This window comes from Haladaptatus sp. CMAA 1909 (assembly GCF_043952005.1).
Classification (GTDB): Archaea; Halobacteriota; Halobacteria; order Halobacteriales; family Haladaptataceae; genus Haladaptatus.
Genome location: NZ_JBIOAV010000001.1, coordinates 106,633 through 127,408, shown reverse-complemented (window position 1 = coordinate 127,408; position 20,776 = coordinate 106,633). Strand labels below are relative to the sequence as shown.

The window sequence follows — 20,776 nt, the reverse complement described above, 5'->3', positions numbered from 1 at the left end:
CGGATATCGAACTTCCCGTCCATCGTCGTTCCTCACGCCGTCTCAACACACTTATCTGGCGCGTGGCGCGTACCCAACCGCATGAGCGATATCGTTGTCACGCTCCCGGACGGCGCCGAACTCGACATGGAGGAAGGCGCGACCGTGGAGGACGTGGCGTACGAAATCGGCCCGGGACTAGGCACGGACACGGTGGCAGGTGTCGTGGACGGCGAACTCGTGGACAAGGCGACACCGCTGTCGGCGGACTGCCGACTCGTCATCGTCACCGACCAGAGCGACGAGTACCTGAGCGTCCTTCGTCACTCCGCGGCCCACGTTTTCGCGCAGGCGCTGAAGCGACTTCACCCCGAAGCGAAACTCACCATCGGCCCGTGGACCGACGAGGGCTTTTACTACGACATCGCGGGCGTGGAACTCGACAGCGACGACCTCGCCGAAATCGAGGACGAGGCACACGACATCATCGAGGAGGACCTCGACATCGAGCGCACCGAGAAGTCGCGCGAGGAGGCCTTCGACTTCTACGAGGACAACGAGTACAAACAGGACATCCTCGACACCGAGGCGGCCGACGAGGACACGATTTCCTTCTACGAACAGGGCGAGTTCGCGGACCTGTGCAAGGGACCGCACGTTGCCTCGACCGGCGAAATCGGCGGATTCACGCTGCTCGAAACCTCGGCGGCCTACTGGCGCGGCGACGAGGAGAACGACACGCTGACCCGCGTGTACGGGACGGCGTTCCCGACCGAGAAGGGCCTCGAACAGTACCTCGAACGCGTCGAGGAGGCCGAGGAGCGCGACCACCGCAAACTCGGCAGGGAACTGGACCTGTTCTCCATCGACGAGACGACGGGGCCGGGCCTGCCGCTCTATCACCCCAACGGGAAGACCATCCTGCGCGAACTGTCCGACTACGCGGGCGAACTGAACCGCGGTGCGGGCTACGACGAGGTGGAAACCCCCCACCTGTTCAGGACGGAACTCTGGAAGAAGTCGGGCCACTACGACAACTACGTGGACGACATGTTCCTCCTCGACGTGAACGACGAGGAATATGGATTAAAACCGATGAACTGCCCCGGCCACGCGACCATCTTCGACCAGCACAGTTGGAGTTACCGCGACCTGCCGATTCGCTACTTCGAGAACGGCAAGGTGTATCGCAAGGAACAGCGCGGCGAACTCTCCGGCCTCTCGCGCGTCTGGTCGTTCACCATCGACGACGGCCACCTGTTCGTCCGCCCCGACCAGATCGAGCGCGAGATTCGGCAGGTCATGGACCTCATCTTCGAGGTCATCGAGACGTTCGACTTGGACGTGGAAGTCGCGCTCGCCACCCGTCCCGAGAAGTCCGTCGGCAGCGACGAGTTGTGGGAGCACGCCGAAGAGCAACTCCGGTCCGTCCTCGAATCCAGCGGCATGGACTACGACATCGAGGCGGGCGACGGCGCGTTCTACGGCCCGAAGATCGACTTCGGCTTCGAGGACGCTCTTGGTAGGGTTTGGGACGGCCCGACGGTCCAACTCGACTTCAACATGCCCGAGCGCTTCGACCTGACCTACGTCACCGAGGACAACGAGGAGGAGCGCCCGGTCATGATTCACCGCGCGCTGTACGGTAGCTACGAGCGCTTTTTCATGGTGCTCATCGAGCACTTCGACGGCAAGTTCCCGCTCTGGCTCTCGCCCGAACAGGTCCGCATCCTGCCCGTCAGCGACGACAACCTCGGCTACGCCCACCGCGTCGCGAACGAACTCGACGACTTCCGCGTCGAAGTCGAGGACCGCTCGTGGACCGTCGGCCGCAAGATTCAGCAGGCTCACGACGACCGCGTGCCCTACATGATCGTCGTCGGCGGCGACGAGGAGGAGACGGGGACGATTTCGGTCCGCGACCGTCTGGAGCGCGAAGAGAAGGACGTCTCGCTTTCGGAGTTCCGCAAGCATTTGGAAGCGGAACGCGACGAGAAGAGTACGGAACTCGGGTTCCTCGACTGAGGCGACTCGTCCACTGTTTTTGCCGCTTCTGCTGAACGACTCGGTTGATGGCAGAGTTCATCGGTATTGATGCACAGCGGGCGATACCGGCCGTGTCACGTGCTTGTTTTCGGATTACGCACAGACCGCAAATACTTCATAGTATCAACATGAAATTTAGGTATGGGAACTGCCGAGCGAGGATTGGTCTCGTGGGTATCCGCGACCGTTGATTTCCTTCTGGCAGCGTGTGGGTTCACAATCGTGTTGTATCCGATGGTCTCGCTTGGGAACGCAGTTCTCGGGTCGCCCGCTTCGGCCTCAACAGTCGACTTGGTTATCGGTGTGCTGGCGGTCGGTGGAGCGTATCCCGTGGTTGCGGGGGATTGGTCACTCGGACAACTCGGCGAGTACGTGTTCGTCCTCACTGCCTCCGCATTCGGGTGGGGACTCCTCGGGATGCTGGTGATACTCGTATCGGGACGTACGTTCGCCGGGAGTAACCCGATTCCGCAAGCGATGGTTTTGGCCGCGGCCTCTCTGACTGCCTATATCGTCGTATACCGAACCCAACTGACGATTTTTAGCTAACTCAGATTTCATAACTCGGTCTCACGACCAGTCGAGCGGCACCGATAACTACACACACGTACCGAATGGCTGGGTCATCACCGACTGGCCGGAACAAACGATGAATACGTGATGACCACATCCTCTCCATTAACGCTCCATCCGACGGCGTCTCGTCGGATCTATTCGAAGCGTGCCGGAGGAAGGGGCGTATTCAGCAACCGCTCCCGGGAAAAGCGCAATACGAAACACCGGTGGTCCGATCAGAACTCGTCGATAACGGGAATACCGACGGTTTCGAAGTCCGTCATCGCGTCGAGTTTGTCCGAGGTGTCTGCGAGAGATACGGTCTCGGAGACCATCATCGCCGGATCGAGTTTCCCGTGTTCGATCATCCGGAAAATCTCGTCGTAGCGGGGACGGGGAAGGCCGATCGCGCCGATGAACTGGAGTTCCTGGGCGACGATTAAATCCGTCGGGAGTGGGACCTCGCCGCCTTCCTCGCTGGACGTCAAGCCGACCTGGATATGTTGGCCGCGTTTCCCAAGGCTACGGACCGAATTACGACACGTCTCGGCGATGCCGAGGGCATCCACGGAGACGTCGGCACCGCCATCGGTGATCGCTGCCACCTCCTTGGGCACGTCGGCGACCGCTCCCGCGTTGATGGTTTCGACGGCCCCCACGTCGGTTGCGACGTCCAGTTTCTCGTCGAACAGGTCGACGGCGATGACGTTCGCGCCGATGGCGTCGGCGATGTGAACGGCCGAGAGGCCGATGCCGCCGCAACCGTGGACCGCGAGCCAGTCGCCGGCGGTGACGTCCGCCTGGTGGACGAGCGCGTGGAACGACGTCATGAATCGACAGCCCAGACCGGACATCTCGACCGGCGAGACGCTATCCGGGAGGGGGACGACGTTGAAGTCGGCCCACGGGACGTGAAACCGTTCGGCGAACGCACCCTTCGATTCCGGGGCGAGCCCCAGCGGAATGCGGTTGTCACAGAGGTTGGAGTGACCGTTTTGACAGGACGGACACGTCCCGTCGCCGAGGCTGAACGGGACGGCGACGTGGTCGCCTTCACGAACGTGTTCGACTTCGTCACCGACTTCGACGACGACGCCGGCGGGTTCGTGCCCGAAGACGTGACCGTCCTCGAACCCCCTGGACTCCCAGAGCGGATCTCCCTGCCAGGCGTGCCAGTCGCTCCGGCAAATCCCACACGCATCGGTCTCGATCACGACGCCCGTCGGGTCCGGTTCCGGTTCGTCGATCTCCCTGATCTCCAGCGGTTCCCCCTGACCGGTAAACACTGCGGCGCGTACCATGCCATGTCGGTTGTTGCCACACACCATAATTATACGGGCTCAAGGATACAGAATCCATTCTCCTTGAGCACGCGAGAGTCAGTTACGTGCTCGATATGCCTTCCGTGTTCAGCACCCTCGTGACGACCGCGTACCGTGCGGACTATTGGATTCGTGGTCAGTAGTCGCCGATGGCTATATGTTTATTTGTTTTTATTTATTGAGTAGATGAAACCAGTTCGGTTCGTAACCCTCTGTTTCGTATATTGTGGAACAGTATTGTTGGCACAGGCCGCTTTCCTCTTTGAGTCTCCTATCGCAATCATCACACAACTCGGTGTAGGCCTCTCCATCTTGGGAACCGGACTCCTTCGACTGTACAATCCCGAGAAATATGAACAAAAGCCGACGGAGTACGGGCTATTAGCGTATGGAATGGCGATTCTCGCTCTCGTAATAACTGCGCTATTTCTCGCCCAAATAGTCGTCTTCTAGACGGAGACCTTCCCCGTCGACCTACGCTCTAGATTGTAGTCTTCATGCCTAACAGAGGTGGTGCCCGATTTTACAACCCACCATAACCGTTAGTATTCTTCAATCTATTTATGAAACTATGTCGAGTGCGATTCCGGACCGTGTGCGCAGGATGTACGATCCAGATGTTCGCATATTGGCAGTTATTTTAATGGGTGCCACATACAATTTGATGGTAATTCTTTCTAATCAAGATTTCGCAAATCCATACTATAACTTTGGATTTGCAGCGACTGTTTTCACCATCATATATTCCGTCGCTACCATCGCGTACGAACGGAAAACTGGTCGATAAGTATACGCTCTGTATCCACACGTCATCCCCGATAAATATCGAAGAAAGTATCGACCGTCTTCGTTCACTCTTCTCAGTCCAATTCGTCGCTGCGTTTCGTCTCCCGAAGGATGAACGGCCCGATCGAAAGCGTCCGCTTTGCCACGGTCGCAATCCTGAGGATGTAGGCCAGCAGGATGATGAACGGGACGACCGCAATCGTGGAGGCCAGACTCACCGTCAGCACGTCGTTGCTGATGCCGACGGTGGCCCCCGGAATCGCCTTCGCGTCGAAGTAAATTATCATCGCGATGGTGACGACGAGCGCCGGAACCGCCGTGTACAGCATGGCCCGCGAGAGGTTGACGAACTCCCACTGGAAGTAGAGCGTCTTGAAGTGCTCGCGCGACGGGCCGAAGAAGGTCAGCGATTCGATGATGTCGTCGAACGCCTCGTCCACCTCGTCCGTGAGGGAGTCGGCGTGTTCGTTGCGGATTTTCCGCGCGAGGAATATCTTCCACGAGTAGTTGAAGTTGAGGATGGCCGAGAGCACGTCGAACGTCCCAAACTGCGTGTCTTCGAGCGAGTCGCTCACCTCGTCGGCGTTCTCGGAGAGACCGTCGACGTAGCTTCGAATCTCGTCCTTCAGTTCCTCGTCCCGACTGGTGTCCACCGCGTCCGCGAGCGCGTTCGCCCGCGACTTGGTCTCGTCGAGGAGCGCCTGCATGAACGATGCGGGTTCCGGCGGTGCGGTCGGAACGTCGAGCGCGTCCTCGATTTCCCGCCGAAAGTTCATCGCGCCCTCCATCCGACTTCGCTGGTCGCCGACGGGGCCGAGTTCCTGCGAGAGGACGAGTTGATTGAGCGTCACGACGAGCGTCACGCCCGTGATGATCGCGCCGACGAAGCCCTGGAACAGCGTATCAACTGCGTCGTCGCTCGGCCCGATATACTGTTGCAGCGGCGACGGGTCGAGAACGCCGAGAACGAGCAACGACACGAAAATGGCGAGCAGGATACCCCCCGCGACGAACCACCGGTTCGCTTCCATCAAAATCCACAACTTGAGCCGACTTTCGTTGGCTCGCTCGCGCATCGTATCTCCGGGTTGCGCGCTCCCCTCGGAATCACTCATACGGGAACGAAGAGCAACTAGTGTGAAATAGGCACTTGCCGAACTCGGTCGTTCTTGCCGGAGGAAGGGACGATACGCTTCGTCGGCGGCGCTTACGAATCGGGCTCATCGGAAAAGTGGCGAATCGATTTCGGAGGAGGTGGCTACGAGTTGTTCTCCTCGGTGGCTTGCTCGGTTTCCGTTTCGGTCTCGGTTTCGGTTTCCGTTTTCGTTTCAGTATCGTTTTCCGTCTCTTCGGCCGCGACTTCGGCTTCGAGGTCCGAGAGGTCGATATCGTCGTCACCTGACGACGATTCCGATTCATCCTCCGTTTCGCTTTCGACACCCATGTCGGCCTTCAGGGTTTCCAACTCGGAGTCCACCTCGCCCGAGGATCGCATCTCTTCGAGTTCGCGGTCGAGGCTGCTTTTGTCCGAAAGCGCGTCCTCGAACGCGCCGGTGTCCTGCAGTTCGTCCATCGCTTCCGCACGGGCTTCCATGTCCTGCGTCTTGTCCTCGGCGCGCTCGATGGCCATCCCGACGTCTTCCATCTCGTCGCCGACGCCGGTCATCGCCTCCGAAACGCGGCTGTTGGCCTCGGCGGCCTCGTAGCGCGCCTTCATGCTCTCCTTCTTCGTGCGGAACTCCTCGATGCGGTTCTGGAGTTCGTCCTTCTTCTGGACGAGGTTGTCCTGCGTGTTCTGAAGCTGTGCGATCTGGCCCTCCAAATCCTCGATTTGGTTCATCTTCTGCTTTTTCTTTTCGAGGGCTTGCCGGGCCAAATCCTCGCGGTCCTGCTTGACCGCCTCGCGCGCCTGCTGGTTGTGCTTCTCGACGTTCTCTTCGAGTCTGCGCTTCTGGATTTCGAGGCGTTTCTTCTGGGTCGTGAGGTCCGCGATGCCCTGCTTTACGTCCTGCAACTCGTCGCGCATCTGCTCGTAGGAGTAATCGAGCGTCTCGGTCGGGTCTTCTGCCCGATTGAGGACGGCGTTTATCTTCGAGCGGACGACGTACGACATGCGTGAAAGTACTCCCATACTCCTATATTCAGAACCCGACCCTTAAAATCCTCACCAAGCTAACACGCCCGCATGGCGTTGAAGGAAGTCGTCGTTCCCGGCGTTCGTGACGTCCGTGCATCGTTGGACGAACCCGAAGACGGGTCAGAAACCATCGTTATCGCCTGTCCGCCCCATCCGCAGTTCAACGGCAACCGAAACGACAACCGACTCGTCGCGCTTTCGGACTACCTCGGGGAGCGCGGCGCGGCGTGCCTGCGCTTCGATTACGGCGATTGGGACGAGGGCTACGGCGAGCGCGAGGACGCGCGCAACGCCCTCCGCTGGGCGCGCGAGCGCTACGATTCCGTGGGCGTCTTCGGCTTCAGTTTCGGAGGCGCGATAGCGACCCTCGCGGGCGTGGACGAGAACGCGGCCGCCATCGCGCTGCTCGCACCCGCCTCACGACTCGCGGAGGATTTGGACGCCGTCGCCGCGCTGGACGACGTGGACGTTCCGTTGAAGGTCCTCTACGGCACGCGCGACGACACCGCGGAGTGGAAACCGCTGGTCGAGCGCGCGCGAGAACTGGGCTTCGAAACCGAGGAGTTCAGCGCGGACCACTTCTTCGTCGGGCAGGAACAGAAGGTGGCGGGACGGTTGGGGGAGTTTCTGGTCGAATCGCTTTGAACGGTGACAGACATGCTAGTTCTTGAGCGCTTCTGCTGATCGAGGCGAGGAAGGCGGAGAGATGATTCAGTCCTCGTGATTTCAGGTTCAGAACGCGTTGGTCGTGAGTTCGCCATAACTGCGATTGCAGACGTCAAATGACCGCACCGCTACCGCAGCGCGTGCTCGCGGCTGCACCGCTCGCTTGCGAGGTTTCTCCGAAACCTCGCATGATAGCCAGCAGGCCCTCGGACCTGCTGGCGCACGCGCCGGGATGGATGGCTGATTTCGCGCATTCTGACTTCCCGCCGTCCCGTACGCTGTCGGGCCTTTCACCGTCGCCCCCACTTCCGTTTTTTCGAACTCGAATTCATCTCAGGGCCGACCTTCGAAGTATCCAACATATGCCACGTCCTGTCGAACGACGACGCCTCCGAAATGGTTTTGAAGAACGGTTGCGGAAAGTCAGTATGCCGACTGACCCCGAGACAAACTACGACCCCGAGATGGGGAAGAAGTTCATTTTCGTCACAGGGGGCGTCATGTCCGGACTTGGCAAAGGCATTACCGCCGCGAGCACTGGGCGACTGCTCGCAAACGCCGGGTTCGACGTGACCGCCGTAAAAATCGACCCGTATCTGAACGTGGACGCGGGGACGATGAATCCCTATCAGCATGGTGAAGTGTACGTACTGAAAGACGGTGGCGAGGTCGACCTCGATTTGGGGAACTACGAACGGTTCCTCGACATCGACATGACCTTCGACCACAACATCACGACCGGCAAGGCCTACCAGTACGTCATCGAGAAGGAACGCGCCGGGGACTATCTGGGCAAGACGGTCCAGATAATCCCGCACATCACGGACGAGATCAAGCGCCGCATCCGCGAGGCCGCCGAGGGCCACGACGTGTGTATCGTCGAAGTGGGCGGCACCGTGGGCGACATCGAAAGCATGCCGTTCCTCGAAGCGCTCCGCCAGTTCGCCACGGAACAGGACGACGACGATTTCCTCTTGACCCACGTCACCCTCGTCCCGCACTCGAAGAACGGCGAGCAGAAGACGAAACCGACCCAGCACAGCGTGAAGGAACTCCGGAGCATCGGCCTGCAACCCGACGTGCTCGTCGGGCGCTGTAGCGACGGACTCGAACCGAAGACGAAGGAGAAGATCGCGCTGTTCTGCGACGTGCCGACCGACGCCGTGTTCTCGAACCCCGACGTGGAGGACATCTACCACGTCCCGCTCGTCGTCGAGGAAGAAGGCTTGGACGAGTACGTCATGGAGCAACTCTCCCTGACGGAGCAGGCGGTCCCGAGCGACGACCGAAGCACCGCGTGGCGCGAACTCGTCACGCAGGAAACCGAGGGCGAAGTCGATATCGCGCTGGTCGGCAAGTACGCGCTCGAAGACGCCTACATGTCCATCCACGAGGCGCTCAAACACGCCGGACTGGAGAAGAACGTGGACGTCAACGTCCTCTGGGTGGACGCGGACGAGATGGACGACGACCACGAACAACGTCTCAAGGAGGCCGACGGAATCGTCGTTCCCGGCGGGTTCGGCAGTCGCGGAACCGAAGGCAAAATCGAGGCCATCCGCTACGCCCGGGAACACGACGTTCCGTTCCTCGGTCTCTGTCTCGGCTTCCAGATGGCCGTCGTGGAGTACGCCCGAAACGTCCTCGGACTGGACGATGCGAACTCCGCCGAACTCGACGCCGACACGGTACACCCCGTCATCGACATCCTGCCCGAGCAGTACGAAGTGGAGGACATGGGCGGAACGATGCGCCTCGGCGCACACGAAACTGACATCGAAGCGGGAACGCTCGCGGAGCGGGTGTACGGTGCGACGAGTTGCACGGAACGACACCGCCACCGCTACGAGGTGAACCCCGAATACTTCGAGGACTTCGAAGGGGAGGACCTCGTTTTCTCCGGGCGCGCCGGAAACCGGATGGAAATCCTCGAACTGGACGACCACCCGTACTTCTTCGGGACGCAGTTCCACCCCGAGTTCCGCTCCCGACCCGACCGCGCGAGTCCGCCGTTCGTCGGCCTTCTCGATGCGGTCCTCGACGAAGCGGAGACGAGAGAGGAGGTAGAAGCCTGATGGTAGACACTGGTAAATTCATCGAGGAAGCAGTCGCGGAGATTCGAGAAGCGGTCGGCGACTCGCACGCAATCATCGCGCTGTCGGGCGGCGTCGATTCGTCCGTCGCCGCCGGACTCGCGTACAAGGCCATCGGCGACCAACTCACGCCGGTCTACGTCGATACCGGCCTGATGCGCAAGGGCGAGACCGACCAGATTCGCAAGACGTTCTCCTACATGAGTTCGCTGGAGGTCGTGGAAGCCGAAGACCGGTTCTTCGACGCGCTGTCGGGCGTCATCGATCCCGAGGAGAAACGGAAGGTCATCGGCGAGCAGTTCATCCGCGAGTTCGAGCGCGAGGCGCGCGTCACGGACGCGGAGTACCTCGTGCAGGGAACGATTTACCCCGACCGAATCGAGAGCGAGGGCGGCATCAAATCCCACCACAACGTCGGCGGCCTGCCGGACGTGGTGGACTTCGACGGCATCGTGGAACCCGTCCGCGACCTCTACAAGGACGAAGTGCGTGAGGTCGCTCGCGCCCTCGGCATGGAGGAGATAATCGCCGAACGCATGCCGTTCCCCGGTCCGGGACTGGCCGTCCGCGTCGTCGGCGAGGTCACGCCCGAGAAGGCACAGGTCGCGCGCGAGGCGTGCCACGTCGTGGAGGAGGAACTGGAGGAGTACGACCCGTGGCAGGCGTTCGCCGCTGTCGTCGGCAAGGGAACCGGCGTCAAAGGCGACAACCGCGTTCACGGCTGGATCGTCGCGGTGCGGTCAGTCGAGTCGCGCGACGGCATGACCGCCCGCGCACAAGAACTCGACTGGGACACGCTCCAGCGCATCCAGTCACGCATCACGGGCCAGAACGAGAACGTCGCCCGCGTCGTCTACGACGTGACACATAAACCTCCGGCGACCATCGAGTACGAGTGATGCGCGCAGTCATCGCAGGTCCGGACGACGGTGAACTCGGTCGCGCCCTCGAAGCCGAGGGCGTCGAATTGACGACTGTCGACGGTGTCGCCTCCCGCCCCGCGCTCGAAGACGCGGCCATCCACGACGCCGACCTGTTCGTCCTCACGGACGTCGGACAGGCGACGGCGATCGCGGTCGCGAAGGACGTGAACCCGGACGTTCGCGTCGTCGTCTACGACGAGGATTCCATCCCCGAATTCGCTCGGAGTCAGGCCGACCTCATCGTGAACCCGAACGTCCTCGATGTAAGTGCGGTCGCCGAGGAGTTGGCGGCCTGACGGTCGATAGAAGCGTCGAAAGCAGGGGATAGCGGCGAAAAGCAGGAGACGAACGCGGAGAAAGAATCGACGGTATCCGCCGAAATGGGCAGGGTTAATCCCCTGCTCCGACGAGAATTTTTCATGGGCTACGAAATCCGTGACGAACTACCGACTCCCGAGGAGTTCGTCGCCCTTCGCAACGCCGCCGACATGGCACCGCGAAGCGTGGAAGGAGTCGAACGAGGGTTGCCGAACTCGGTGTTCGGCGTGACTGCCGTCGTGGACGAAACCGGCGAGACGGTCGGCATGGCCCGCATCATCGGCGACGGTGGGTCGGTCTACCAAATCAGCGACATGGCGGTCCACCCCGACCACCAGCGACGGGGATTGGGCTCGCGCATGATGGAGCGGTTGATGGAGTATTTGGAGGAGAACGCGCCGGAACGGGCGTACGTCAACCTCATGGCCGACGTGGAGGGCTTTTACGAGCAGTTCGGCTTCGAGTACACAGCACCCGTTTCGCGCGGGATGTACCGACGGATGTGACGACTATCCGGATGTGTGACGACTACGGAGTTCGTTTGTCGTCGTTTGGTTCTGAAGTTGACTGAGATCGTTTTGTGGTGGCGCTATCGGGTCCCTTTCGAAAACGGCGGCCTCGAAAGCACCCACGAGTCAGAGAGCGAGTGTGTGCTATTGCTGTGAGCGCAAGTACAGACGTCACTGAAACCGCCACCGCACCGCTACCGCAAAACCACTCCCTCCCCAACCTATTGCGTTCCTCACTTCGTTGCGGTACTCATCCCTCGCACGAATTCACCGGGACGACACGGCCGATGGCTCACGGCGTTGCCGTTCGCTTTCGAGGTTTCGAAGAAACCTCGCTGACCTCGTCGCCCCGCCAGCGCGCGCCACGTTGTTCAGTCGATCAGTTGTGAGGATATTCCTATCGTCCTTCGCGCACTCGACGATTCACAACGAATCTGCGAGTTCGCGGAGGCGTTTGCTGCCGTCGCGGAGGAAGGGAACGCCGTGGCCCATCGCGGCCACCTCGAAGTCGGGGGTTCGGGATTCGAGCGAGACGATGCTGTCGCGGACCGCCTCGGTGTCGTAACTCATCGCCCACGCGGAAGCGGTCAGTTTCCCGTGGTCTTCGAAAACGAGGTCGCCGAGGAAGGCCACGTCCAGCGACTCGCTGACGTAGGCCATGTGGCCGGGCGAGTGGCCCGGCGTGGCGTAGGCCGTGAAACTCCCGACTTCGTCCCCGTCCGCGACGGCGACGACCTCCTCGTCGGGGCTGGTGAGGAGGGGACGCGTGGCAAGTTGGAACGCGCCCTTGTGGTTGTGCCAGTCGGGTGCGTCGGCCCCGGAGAGGAGCGGCGCGTCCGCTTCGCCGACGTGTATCGGCGCGTCGAACGGCAAGCGCGCGAGTGAGCCGACGTGGTCGAGGTCGTAGTGGGTTATCAGCACCCGGTCCACGTCGTTGATGGAGTAGCCCGCTTCCCGGACGCCGCGCATGATGTCGCCGCTGTCGAAGGGCGTCCCGGCGTCCACGAGGGTCAGGTCGCCACCGTCGTCGGCGAGATAGCAGTTTACGCTCCCGAGGTCGAGCCACCACACGTCGTCCGCGAGTTGCGTCACCATACGGGGAGTACGACGGCCAGCCACTTGAGCGTAAACAGGTGATTTTTGGTGATTGGAGACGCAGTGTAGGCTATGGGAACGCCACTGCCAACCGAGACGCGCGACATCGACCGATGGCGCGCGACGAAGGCCGTCATTCCGTTTCTCGCACTCGGGCTGTTCGACCTCGTCCTCATCCTCGGGTGGGGACTCAACCCGCTCTGGGGCTTCGCCATCCTGCCGCCGATGCTCTTCATCAGCGTGCTGGCGTGGATAAGCTTCAAGTCCGGTTTCATCGCCGATAACGCGGAGTACGCGGAGGAATAGCGTGTTGGACCGCACCCCCGACCTCGACCCGGACGACGGCGAGGTGCTGACGGAGGAACTGGTCGTCACCGACGACGTGCTCGTGAAAGCCTTCGCGCTGGGTCCCGACGCCGAACTCAGCCCGCACGAACACGGCGACAGCACGAACGTCTTTCACGTCCTCGCGGGCGAGGTAACGGTGATTCAGGACGACGAGGAGGAAACGGTGTCCGCTCCCGGCATCGTCCTCCACGAGCGCGGCGTAGTTCACGGCGCGCGAAACGATTCGGATGACGTGGCGATGCTGACGGCGAGTCTCTGTCCGCTACCGTGAACTCGTAGGCATGTTTTCGTCGGTTTGGGTGTGAAAGATATTTGTTCAGTATCGCCGACAGTAACTAGCGATGAACGATTCCCTCCGACGGTTCGCGCTCGGGTTGTACGCCCTGTGGCTTCTCACCACCGTCTTACTGATTCTCGGAAAGTACACACCGTTCCCGACGGTTCCGGGCGTCCACGACGCGGTCGTGTTCGGCGCGGTAATTCTGACGTTAGGTGGTGCCGGAAGACTCGCTCGGGACGGGTATCGGCGATTCGTTGCGTAAGTCGGGAATCCCTCGCCGTTGCAGTTCCGTCCAAGATTTCACGAACCCACTAGCCGACGTGACCGTTTTCGGAACGTCTTTGAAACCACGATACATCCCCGCTTGCATGAACCGAATCATCGGGGAACGCGAGTTGGACGAGACGCCGTTCTCCGCGGAAGAGGCACGGGAAACCTTCAGGCAGATGGTTCTCGCCCGGCGATTCGACGAGCGCGCGATCGCCCTCCAACGACGTGGCTGGATGAGCAGTTGGCCGCCGTATCGCGGACAGGAAGCCTCGCAGGTCGGTGCCGCGCTGGCGATGGCCGACGACGATTGGCTCTTTCCCACCTACCGCTCGAACGGGATGCAGGTGGCACGCGGCGTCCCCATCAGCGACATTCTGCTGTTCCGCCGCGGACGCCCGGAGTTCGACTCCGACCACGACGTCCCCACCTTTCCCCAAGCGATTCCCATCGCCACGCAAATTCCCCACGCGGCGGGCGCGGGCATGGCGATGAACTACCGCGGCGACGAGGACGCGGTGTTGTGTTACTTCGGCGACGGCGCGACGAGCGAGGGCGACTTCCACGAGGGACTGAACTTCGCGGGCGTGTTCGACGCGCCGGTCGTCTTCTTCTGTGAGAACAACAACTGGGCCATCAGCCTTCCGCGACACAAACAGACCGCGAGCGAGAGCATCGCCGTCAAGGCCGACGCCTACGGTTTCGAGGGCATACAGGTGGACGGCAACGACCCGCTCGCGGTCCGCGAGACGGTCGCCGATGCGCTCGGTTCGGCCCGGACGGGCAAACCCGTTCTCGTGGAGAGCCTCACCTATCGACAGGGTGCCCACACCACGAGCGACGACCCGAGCAAGTACGAGGACGTGGAACGGGAGCTGCCGGAGTGGCGAAAGGCCGACCCCCTCGAACGCTACGAGACGTGGCTCCGCGAGCGGGACCTCATCGACGACGAGTTCGTGGAGGAGGTCCACGACGAGGCGGACGAGAAACTCGCGGAGGCGGTCGAGGAGGCCGAAGCCGTCGAGGACCCAGACCCGCACGACGTGTTCGACCGGGTGTACGCGGACGTTCCGCCGCGCCTCCGGGAACAGCGAGAATGGCTCGACACGTTCCTCGAAGACAACGACGTGTACGAACTGGAACACTGAGACGACCCGCGTTTTTCCCGGGTCGCTGAACCGGCGACCGTGGCTGTCCGTTTAAGTCGTACGGGTTCGAACACCCACCGAGTTCATGCCCGTACCGACCGCCGGAACCGACCGTCGTCATCTCCACGGACGAACCCATACCCGCCGAGTGGAATGACCGAGGAGAGCGAGGTACGGGCCATCGCCGCGCTCCTCGAAGACGAGTACGCCCATGCCATCCTCCGCTACACGAGCGAGCAACCCATGTCCGCGAACGAACTGAGCGACGCGTGTGACGCGTCGGTCTCGACGGTGTATCGCCGCATCGAGCGACTACGGGAACACGACTTGCTCGCGGAGGAACTGGAACTCGACAGGGACGGCCATCACTACAAGACGTACAGGGCGCGACTCGACAGAATCGAAATCGAACTGTCCGACGGCAGGTTCGAAATCGAGGTCACGTATCGTGAGGAGAACGCCGCCGACCGGTTCACCGACCTGTTCGAGGGGTTGCGATGATTTCGACACTCCGGACGACTGCGACGGGCGGGTCGCCCCTCGTCGTCGCTCTCTCGCTCTTCTGCTTGTTCCTCACCGCCGTGCTGTCGCTCGCCGTCGCGGGACTGGTGATTCGCGGCTATCGGCGAAACCGGGACGGGGCGCGACTGTGGCTGGCGCTCGGGCTGATACTGCTCGCGACGGGTCCGATCGTGGTACAACTCCTCCTGACAAATCTCACCGGAATCTCGGCCGTCGGCCGGTCGGCAGCCGCCAACGCGAGCAAACTGCTCGGACTCGGTGCCATGATGTACGCGATTTATGGGGCCACGCGACCCCGGCCGCCACGGGAAAGGACCGAGAAGGCAGGGCTTTCCCTCTTTCCCCTCGCGGCCGCGAACGCGGAGACGCTCGCCCTCGGTTTCTCCGGAATCACCGGTATCGTGGGGTCGTTCGTCGCGTCGGTGGCCTACCGCGGCTACCGGCGCAACGAGAGCAGACCAATGCTGTATTTGGCCCTCGGAATCGTCCTCCTCACGGCGGTTCCCGCCGCGGTGAACGTCCTGTTGACCGCCTCGACGGGAGCGACCGACGCGGAAATCCTGCTGTCCCTCACCGTCCCTCACCTCTGCGGCGTGGTGTCGATTCTGTACGCCCTCACGCGGGCGTGAGCGGTTCAGTTACGTTCGGTCGGCATCCGTTCGGGCGTGTGCGACGTCCGCAACATGATTCGCGCGTATCGAGCCCAGAGACGAGCGAGGGCGTTCAGCAGCGAGAACGAACACAACAACAGGAACGCGCCGAGACATGCGACGAGGAGGGCACCCGGAAGCGTCTCCACGTGCCACGACCCGAGTTCGAACGTCGTCGTGAGACCGACGAGCAGGTTGTCCCACCCGAACAGGACATCGAGGGTGAAACGATGGGTCGGAATCGGGGAGAACGCGACGACCGACGAGCGGGAGTAGTAGAACGGCGCGAGCAGGAAACTCCCCGCCGTCGCCACCAGCCACCACATGAGACCGAATGCGAACGTCCCGTAGACGAACTCGCTGAGCAGGTACGCGACGGCCTTCCACGTGCGAGTGTCGGTGACGAGGTGTTTCGTTCGGTTCCAGAGGCCGGGGCGCGGTTCGGCGGGAGACGACGGGATTTCGACGCCGAGCAACGACCCGACGAGTCGTCGTTCGACGTCCGCCAACCCGACGGCTACCGCGAGCAACAGGACGACGAGCGGAATCCCGACGAGAACGGCGACGAGTCCGACGGCGAGCGGGAATCCGACGGACAGCATCACGAAGTAGGCGAGACCCAGCGGGAACATCAGCAGGACGTAACAGAGGTTACGGTACGTCTGAAGCCGCATCGGGGCGCGGAGCAGCCGTCCCAGACGGCCGGAGTCGTTCGCACGGGTCGAGGGGTGAACCGACATCGCGTTAGCCTCGGTGAGCGACCCTCAAATGTCTATCCGTCGCCGAAACCGTTCTGCGTGACGAGACGGCGAAGCGACGGAGTGAGAGTACGGAAGAGGGACGGAAACGCCACTCGGCACGGTTTCGACCCGACGGAGCTACTCTTGGTATATACCTGTTGTGGAGGCTCGCCGAGGCTGCGACCGTGCTATCCGGATTATCCCCGCCTCCGGAGACGGTGTAACCGGAGACGGACAATGACTGCAAAACGAACCGACCAGCGGCGACGCGACGCCACCGGGTCGCGGACCGAATGCGACCGAGCGAGAGAAGAACAGTTCGAATCGACAGCGATCAACCGACGAGGGTTCCTCCGGGCGGCCGGAGTCCTCGCCGCCGTCGGCCTCCTCGCCGGGTGTGCCAGTGACGGAAGCGACGATGGGGGAACGAACGGTTCAGGTGGCGGTGAAACTAGCGTGGGGGAGTGGCTCTCGGAGACGGACAACTACGAATCGGTGACGGATTTATCCAGGAAAGAGGCCGTTACCGTCGAAGTCGGCCCGTCGAGGAACGAGTACGCGTTCGAACCGGCGGCGATTCGAATTTCACCGGGGACGGCGGTCACGTGGAAGTGGAAGGGGAGCGGCTATCACAACGTCGTCGCGTCGGACGGCGAGTTCGAAAGCGGGCAACCGGAGCAGAAGGCGACCTTCCGACACACGTTCGACTCGACCGGGACGACGCTCTACTACTGCAAACCCCACGAATCGATGGGGATGAAGGGTGCCGTCGTGGTGGCGAGCGGGAACGAAGAGACCGACGCCGACGAACGGTCGAATCCGACGGGAGCGTGACGATGACGACCGATACGGCACCGAACGAACGGAGCATCTCGTCCCCGGAGTGGTGGACGGATCGACGAACGAAGTCGGCCGGAGTCGGCGGTATCGTCGGCGGTGTCGGTCTGCTCGCGCTTTCGTTCGGTCGAACCGGAGGCGGATTCGAACTCGGGGCGGTGGGAACCCTCTACCCCGTCGGCTACGTGCTGCTGGCGGTCGCGTTGCTGGCCGCGAACGCCCGATACGGGTGCGACTACGGTCGGCGTGGTCGCACCGTCGCCACCGTATTCTTGGTCTCGCTGTCGAGCTATGCGGCCTCGATTATCATCGTGCTCGCGAGTCGCGTCGTCTTCGGGTCGCCGTTCGTTCCGGTCGGGGTCCTCATCGGAATCGCGTACGTTGCGACGCGCCTGTTCGGAAGCCTCTATGGGGTCGTGCTGTGGCGGCGGACGGCCGTGAACGGACTGACGGCGGCGTTGTTCGTCAGTATCGTGCCCGCTATTTTCCTCCTCGGTCCGCTCGCCGCCGTCGGCTATCCGGGCGTGTGGGTCGAATCGCCGCTCTATCTGGCGAGTATTGCCCTCGGATACGAACTCCTGACGGCAGAAAGGGAAACGGTGGAAGACGGGGGACAGGCAGGGACTCATGTCCGATAGCGATCCGGTTTCCCGACGAACGCGGTGGTCGCGCCGCGGGTATGTCGGCCTGATGGCGCTCTTTACCGCCTGCGTCCTCGTCCAGATATACGTCGCGGGAATGGCGGTCTTCATCGACCCGACGAACTGGAGGCTCCACACGGGATTCGTCCACGTCTTCGAGTTCATCCCCGTTCCGTTGCTCGTCGTCGCGTATTTGGGAGGACTACCACGGCCACTCAAATGGACGCCGGTCGTCCTCTATCTACTCGTCGGGATTCAGTACGCGACGGCCCATCAGTTCGGTACGTACGTTGCCGCGATTCATCCGGTGAACGCGGTGGTGATATTCGGCGTGGCGGCGAGTGCGACGAAACGAGCGTGGTCGTGGACGGAGTCCTAAAAACGATACCGTGACCGATGGGGTTCGAACGCCGTCCAAAATCAGTCGATGGCGATGTACGTTTTCGTGTCTACGACGCCGTCGAGGCCTTGAATGGCGGAGGAAGAGGTCTGGAGGACTTCGTACACCTCGTCCGTGTCCACCTCGACGACGATGTCGTAGTCCCCGGCGACGATGTGCGCTTCCCCCACGTTCTCCAGGCCACGCACCGATTCGAGCAACCCTTGGGACTTTCCGGCGGCCGTGTTCACCATGATAAACGCGTGTACCATTGTACCGTGTGATACTCTATCATGCGAGAAAAACCTTTGCCCGGGGCGAAATTCACGCCCCCTTGAGGCGACGACCACTCATCGTTCGGTCGCCATCTCGTGTTCCCGATTCGTCTCCCAATCACCGCGTCGAGCGTCCGCGTTCGTCCGATCCACTCCGAGTATCTCCTCGCTCGCACAGTCGAGACAGTAGTGGTTGTAGCCCTCGGTCACGGTGGTCACCGGGAGACCGGCGACGACGAACTCCTCGCGGAACCGTCGTTCGACGCCCGCGTTCACTCGCGAGTCACAGGCGACACACCGCTCCCGGCAATCCTCGTCGGAATGAATCACCCTGTCGTCCACCGACGAAACGCGACCGAACCGAGAGAGACCGTGACGACGGGCGATTTTTCGCCGAAGGGTCGGATTCACCGCCACACCGAACGTGAGAAAGAGGAATGCAACGATGGTCAGGACGACCGCAGGGGCCACATCCCCAAACTTCACGATGGAAGAGAGGGCACCGATTGCGGAGAGCGAACCGAATCCGACCATCAACCACCCCGCGATTTCGTATAGCATCTCGGAAATCGTATCCGCGACTGCCGCTGCATTGGAGGATCGCTTGGGCATTTCAATTCAACGTTTCCCGGTCGAACGTAAACGTTTTCCTGTCGTGTGGGACGGCTCCCTTCCTACCGGTTTGCCGTCGTTCGTCCCCGATGCGTGACCGAAATCAACCGGAACTCGCGTCGGAGAAAGCTTATTCAACCCCTCTATCGTACGGGGTGACATGCGATTTGTTATCATAGGTGCCGGGAGGGTCGGCCTACGAACCGCTCGCGTCCTTCGGGAGGAGGGTCACGAGGTCGTTCTGGTGGAAAACGACGCGAACAAAGCGAAGCGTGCACGCACCGACGGCTTCGAGGTGGTCGAGGGGGATGGGTCGCGCGAGTCGGTCCTCGAACAGACGGACCTCGACAGGGCGGACGCCCTCGGCGGGTTGACGGGGGATTTGAACGTCAACTTCGCGGCCTGCATGGTCGGCAAACATCACGGCTGTCGGACCATCCTCCGAATCGACAACGACTACCGGGAGGACATCTACCGCAAGTTCGCGAGCGACGTGGACGAGGTGGTCTACCCCGAGCGACTGGGCGCGATCGGTGCGAAGAACGCCCTCCTCGGCGGGAACATCCGCGCCATCGCCGACATCGCACAGAACCTGCAGGTGGTCGAACTCACCATCACCGAGGAGTCACCCATGCGCGGGTACTCCATCAGCGAACTGGAACTGCCGGCCGACGCGCGGATTCTCGCGTTCGGGAAGCGCGGCGACAGAATCGGCATCCCGCTGCCCGACGACTCGCTCGAAGTCGGGGACAGGGTGGCCGTTCTCGCCGATTTCGCGGTGTTGGACGATGTTCGGAGAATCCTCGTCGGCGACGGCAGTCGAGCAACCGCGGGTGCGGGGGGTGTCTGAGATGGTCGCCGCATACATCATGGTCAAGGCGAACACGGGCGAAGCGGATCGATTGAAGAACACGATTCTCGACATCGACGGCGTCGAGGATGCTCACATCGTCGCGGGAGACGTGGACATCATCGTGAAGGTGAACGTCGAGAACCCCGCGGAAGTGAAGACCGTCGCCGCCGATGGGATCCAGGGAGTTCAGGGCGTCGAGGACACCCAAACGTACATCTCGATGGACTGATTTCCGACGCAAGAGGATCGCATACGACGCACCTTGTGTCTGGCACCGTTTTTCACAAGTCGATGTCGCGGGATCGATTTACCGCGCGCCGATAACTAGTCGTACGACTGGTGTGCTCGGTCCAGCATCCCGGCGGCGGGTTCGTCGTAGTCGTATCCCGGAATGAGTCCCTGCATCCACGTTCCCTCGGCGAAATCGACGATGGCCTTCGCGTCCTCCGCCGCCTTGTCGGGGTAGCCCGAAAAGGCGACTTCGAGGACGACGACGTCGTCCGACAGTTCTATCGTCGGTGGCGTCGCCTCGTCCGCCGAGACGACCGTGTGGGCGTCCTCCAACCGGAGTTCCAGCGTTTCGAACCAGCCGGATTCCACCACGTCGGCGACCGAATCGTCGGAGACGACGGCCGAAAGCGTCGGCATCCGGACGGTCACTTCGACGGGGTCCGTGAGGGACGCGCGACCGTCGAACGACGACGTGGTCACGACGAAGCCGTCATCGTTCCGCTCGAAACCGTCGTGCAGGCGAAACGCGCGTTCGACTGCGTTGGTTTGTGTCATTGATTGCCC

At 61.8% G+C, this 20,776-nt stretch carries 26 protein-coding genes; 18 read left to right on the top strand and 8 right to left on the bottom strand.

Annotation, left to right across the window (positions count from 1 at the left end):
• The first annotated feature begins 81 nt into the window (after positions 1-81).
• Complete coding sequence (gene thrS, locus ACGYLY_RS00670) at positions 82-2,004, top strand: threonine--tRNA ligase (RefSeq protein ID WP_395283621.1); 1,923 nt, start codon at positions 82-84, stop codon at positions 2,002-2,004.
• A gap of 162 nt (positions 2,005-2,166) precedes the next feature.
• Positions 2,167-2,574 (top strand): hypothetical protein, encoded by a 408-nt coding sequence (locus ACGYLY_RS00665; RefSeq protein WP_395283620.1) that lies wholly within the window; start codon positions 2,167-2,169, stop codon positions 2,572-2,574.
• A 242-nt stretch (positions 2,575-2,816) separates the two neighbouring features.
• On the opposite strand, the gene ACGYLY_RS00660 is transcribed toward ACGYLY_RS00665, so the two are convergent.
• The 3 genes from ACGYLY_RS00660 to ACGYLY_RS00650 all read right to left on the bottom strand — a co-directional run bounded on the left by ACGYLY_RS00660 (position 2,817) and on the right by ACGYLY_RS00650 (position 6,819).
• The gene (locus tag ACGYLY_RS00660; protein ID WP_395283619.1) at positions 2,817-3,881 is read right to left on the bottom strand and encodes a zinc-dependent alcohol dehydrogenase family protein; all 1,065 of its coding nucleotides are present in this window, start codon (positions 3,879-3,881) and stop codon (positions 2,817-2,819) included.
• 881 nt (positions 3,882-4,762) lie between these two features.
• Positions 4,763-5,803 carry a hypothetical protein gene (locus ACGYLY_RS00655; protein WP_395283618.1) on the bottom strand — a complete coding sequence of 347 codons (1,041 nt, stop codon included), beginning with the start codon at positions 5,801-5,803 and terminating at the stop codon, positions 4,763-4,765.
• 143 nt (positions 5,804-5,946) lie between these two features.
• Positions 5,947-6,819 (bottom strand): PspA/IM30 family protein, encoded by an 873-nt coding sequence (locus ACGYLY_RS00650; protein ID WP_395283617.1) that lies wholly within the window; start codon positions 6,817-6,819, stop codon positions 5,947-5,949.
• 54 nt (positions 6,820-6,873) lie between these two features.
• On the opposite strand from ACGYLY_RS00650, the gene ACGYLY_RS00645 reads away from it, so the two are divergent.
• From ACGYLY_RS00645 to ACGYLY_RS00625, 5 genes are all read left to right on the top strand, one after another.
• Positions 6,874-7,470, top strand: coding sequence for an alpha/beta hydrolase (locus ACGYLY_RS00645; RefSeq protein WP_395283616.1), 597 nt, complete (start codon positions 6,874-6,876; stop codon positions 7,468-7,470).
• A gap of 449 nt (positions 7,471-7,919) precedes the next feature.
• A complete protein-coding gene (locus tag ACGYLY_RS00640; protein ID WP_395283615.1) occupies positions 7,920-9,566 on the top strand; it encodes a CTP synthase in 1,647 nt (548 codons plus the stop codon).
• Complete coding sequence (gene guaA / locus ACGYLY_RS00635) at positions 9,566-10,483, top strand: glutamine-hydrolyzing GMP synthase (RefSeq protein ID WP_395283614.1); 918 nt, start codon at positions 9,566-9,568, stop codon at positions 10,481-10,483. Before ACGYLY_RS00640 ends, guaA begins: the two co-directional genes overlap by 1 nt.
• The gene (locus ACGYLY_RS00630) at positions 10,483-10,803 is read left to right on the top strand and encodes a CTP synthetase (RefSeq protein ID WP_395283613.1); all 321 of its coding nucleotides are present in this window, start codon (positions 10,483-10,485) and stop codon (positions 10,801-10,803) included. The genes guaA and ACGYLY_RS00630 overlap by 1 nt, the downstream gene beginning before the upstream one ends.
• Before the next feature lie 123 nt (positions 10,804-10,926).
• Positions 10,927-11,331 carry a GNAT family N-acetyltransferase gene (locus ACGYLY_RS00625; RefSeq protein WP_395283612.1) on the top strand — a complete coding sequence of 135 codons (405 nt, stop codon included), beginning with the start codon at positions 10,927-10,929 and terminating at the stop codon, positions 11,329-11,331.
• Positions 11,332-11,757: 426 nt separating this feature from the next.
• Here ACGYLY_RS00625 and ACGYLY_RS00620 read toward each other — a convergent pair whose 3' ends face one another.
• The gene (locus tag ACGYLY_RS00620; RefSeq protein ID WP_395283611.1) at positions 11,758-12,429 is read right to left on the bottom strand and encodes an MBL fold metallo-hydrolase; all 672 of its coding nucleotides are present in this window, start codon (positions 12,427-12,429) and stop codon (positions 11,758-11,760) included.
• A gap of 72 nt (positions 12,430-12,501) precedes the next feature.
• Here ACGYLY_RS00620 and ACGYLY_RS00615 point away from each other — a divergent pair, with 72 nt between their 5' ends.
• The 6 genes from ACGYLY_RS00615 to ACGYLY_RS00590 all read left to right on the top strand — a co-directional run bounded on the left by ACGYLY_RS00615 (position 12,502) and on the right by ACGYLY_RS00590 (position 15,623).
• The gene (locus ACGYLY_RS00615; RefSeq protein WP_395283610.1) at positions 12,502-12,735 is read left to right on the top strand and encodes a hypothetical protein; all 234 of its coding nucleotides are present in this window, start codon (positions 12,502-12,504) and stop codon (positions 12,733-12,735) included.
• Between the two features lies 1 nt (position 12,736).
• Positions 12,737-13,048: a cupin domain-containing protein gene (locus tag ACGYLY_RS00610; protein ID WP_395283609.1), complete on the top strand. Its 312-nt coding sequence runs from the start codon at positions 12,737-12,739 to the stop codon at positions 13,046-13,048.
• Positions 13,049-13,118: 70 nt separating this feature from the next.
• Complete coding sequence (locus tag ACGYLY_RS00605) at positions 13,119-13,319, top strand: hypothetical protein (protein WP_231185401.1); 201 nt, start codon at positions 13,119-13,121, stop codon at positions 13,317-13,319.
• Between the two features lie 106 nt (positions 13,320-13,425).
• Entirely contained in the window at positions 13,426-14,472 is a 1,047-nt protein-coding gene (pdhA, locus tag ACGYLY_RS00600) for a pyruvate dehydrogenase (acetyl-transferring) E1 component subunit alpha (protein WP_395283608.1), read from the top strand.
• Positions 14,473-14,625: 153 nt separating this feature from the next.
• The gene (locus ACGYLY_RS00595; RefSeq protein ID WP_395283607.1) at positions 14,626-14,973 is read left to right on the top strand and encodes an ArsR/SmtB family transcription factor; all 348 of its coding nucleotides are present in this window, start codon (positions 14,626-14,628) and stop codon (positions 14,971-14,973) included.
• Positions 14,970-15,623, top strand: a complete 654-nt coding sequence (locus ACGYLY_RS00590) for a hypothetical protein (protein ID WP_395283606.1) — start codon at positions 14,970-14,972, stop codon at positions 15,621-15,623. Before ACGYLY_RS00595 ends, ACGYLY_RS00590 begins: the two co-directional genes overlap by 4 nt.
• Positions 15,624-15,628: 5 nt before the next feature.
• Here the strand turns inward: ACGYLY_RS00590 and ACGYLY_RS00585 are convergent, their stop codons facing one another.
• A complete protein-coding gene (locus ACGYLY_RS00585; protein WP_395283605.1) occupies positions 15,629-16,384 on the bottom strand; it encodes a sensor domain-containing protein in 756 nt (251 codons plus the stop codon).
• Between the two features lie 237 nt (positions 16,385-16,621).
• Here ACGYLY_RS00585 and ACGYLY_RS00580 point away from each other — a divergent pair, with 237 nt between their 5' ends.
• The 3 genes from ACGYLY_RS00580 to ACGYLY_RS00570 are packed head-to-tail and all read left to right on the top strand — an operon-like array spanning position 16,622 to position 18,241.
• Positions 16,622-17,218 (top strand): halocyanin domain-containing protein, encoded by a 597-nt coding sequence (locus ACGYLY_RS00580; RefSeq protein WP_395283604.1) that lies wholly within the window; start codon positions 16,622-16,624, stop codon positions 17,216-17,218.
• Between the two features lie 2 nt (positions 17,219-17,220).
• Entirely contained in the window at positions 17,221-17,859 is a 639-nt protein-coding gene (locus ACGYLY_RS00575; protein WP_395283603.1) for a hypothetical protein, read from the top strand.
• Positions 17,849-18,241: a DUF6220 domain-containing protein gene (locus ACGYLY_RS00570; protein WP_395283602.1), complete on the top strand. Its 393-nt coding sequence runs from the start codon at positions 17,849-17,851 to the stop codon at positions 18,239-18,241. The genes ACGYLY_RS00575 and ACGYLY_RS00570 overlap by 11 nt, the downstream gene beginning before the upstream one ends.
• Positions 18,242-18,282: 41 nt before the next feature.
• Here the strand turns inward: ACGYLY_RS00570 and ACGYLY_RS00565 are convergent, their stop codons facing one another.
• Entirely contained in the window at positions 18,283-18,513 is a 231-nt protein-coding gene (locus tag ACGYLY_RS00565; RefSeq protein ID WP_231185403.1) for an Lrp/AsnC ligand binding domain-containing protein, read from the bottom strand.
• A 78-nt stretch (positions 18,514-18,591) separates the two neighbouring features.
• Positions 18,592-19,128, bottom strand: coding sequence for a hypothetical protein (locus ACGYLY_RS00560; protein ID WP_395283601.1), 537 nt, complete (start codon positions 19,126-19,128; stop codon positions 18,592-18,594).
• Positions 19,129-19,288: 160 nt separating this feature from the next.
• Here ACGYLY_RS00560 and ACGYLY_RS00555 point away from each other — a divergent pair, with 160 nt between their 5' ends.
• On the top strand, positions 19,289-19,978 hold the full coding sequence (locus ACGYLY_RS00555; RefSeq protein ID WP_395283600.1) for a potassium channel family protein: 690 nt from the start codon (positions 19,289-19,291) through the stop codon (positions 19,976-19,978).
• Position 19,979: 1 nt separating this feature from the next.
• Positions 19,980-20,210: an Lrp/AsnC family transcriptional regulator gene (locus tag ACGYLY_RS00550; RefSeq protein ID WP_231185405.1), complete on the top strand. Its 231-nt coding sequence runs from the start codon at positions 19,980-19,982 to the stop codon at positions 20,208-20,210.
• Positions 20,211-20,305: 95 nt separating this feature from the next.
• On the opposite strand, the gene ACGYLY_RS00545 is transcribed toward ACGYLY_RS00550, so the two are convergent.
• Entirely contained in the window at positions 20,306-20,767 is a 462-nt protein-coding gene (locus ACGYLY_RS00545; RefSeq protein ID WP_395283599.1) for a DUF5813 family protein, read from the bottom strand.
• Positions 20,768-20,776: the final 9 nt, after the last annotated feature.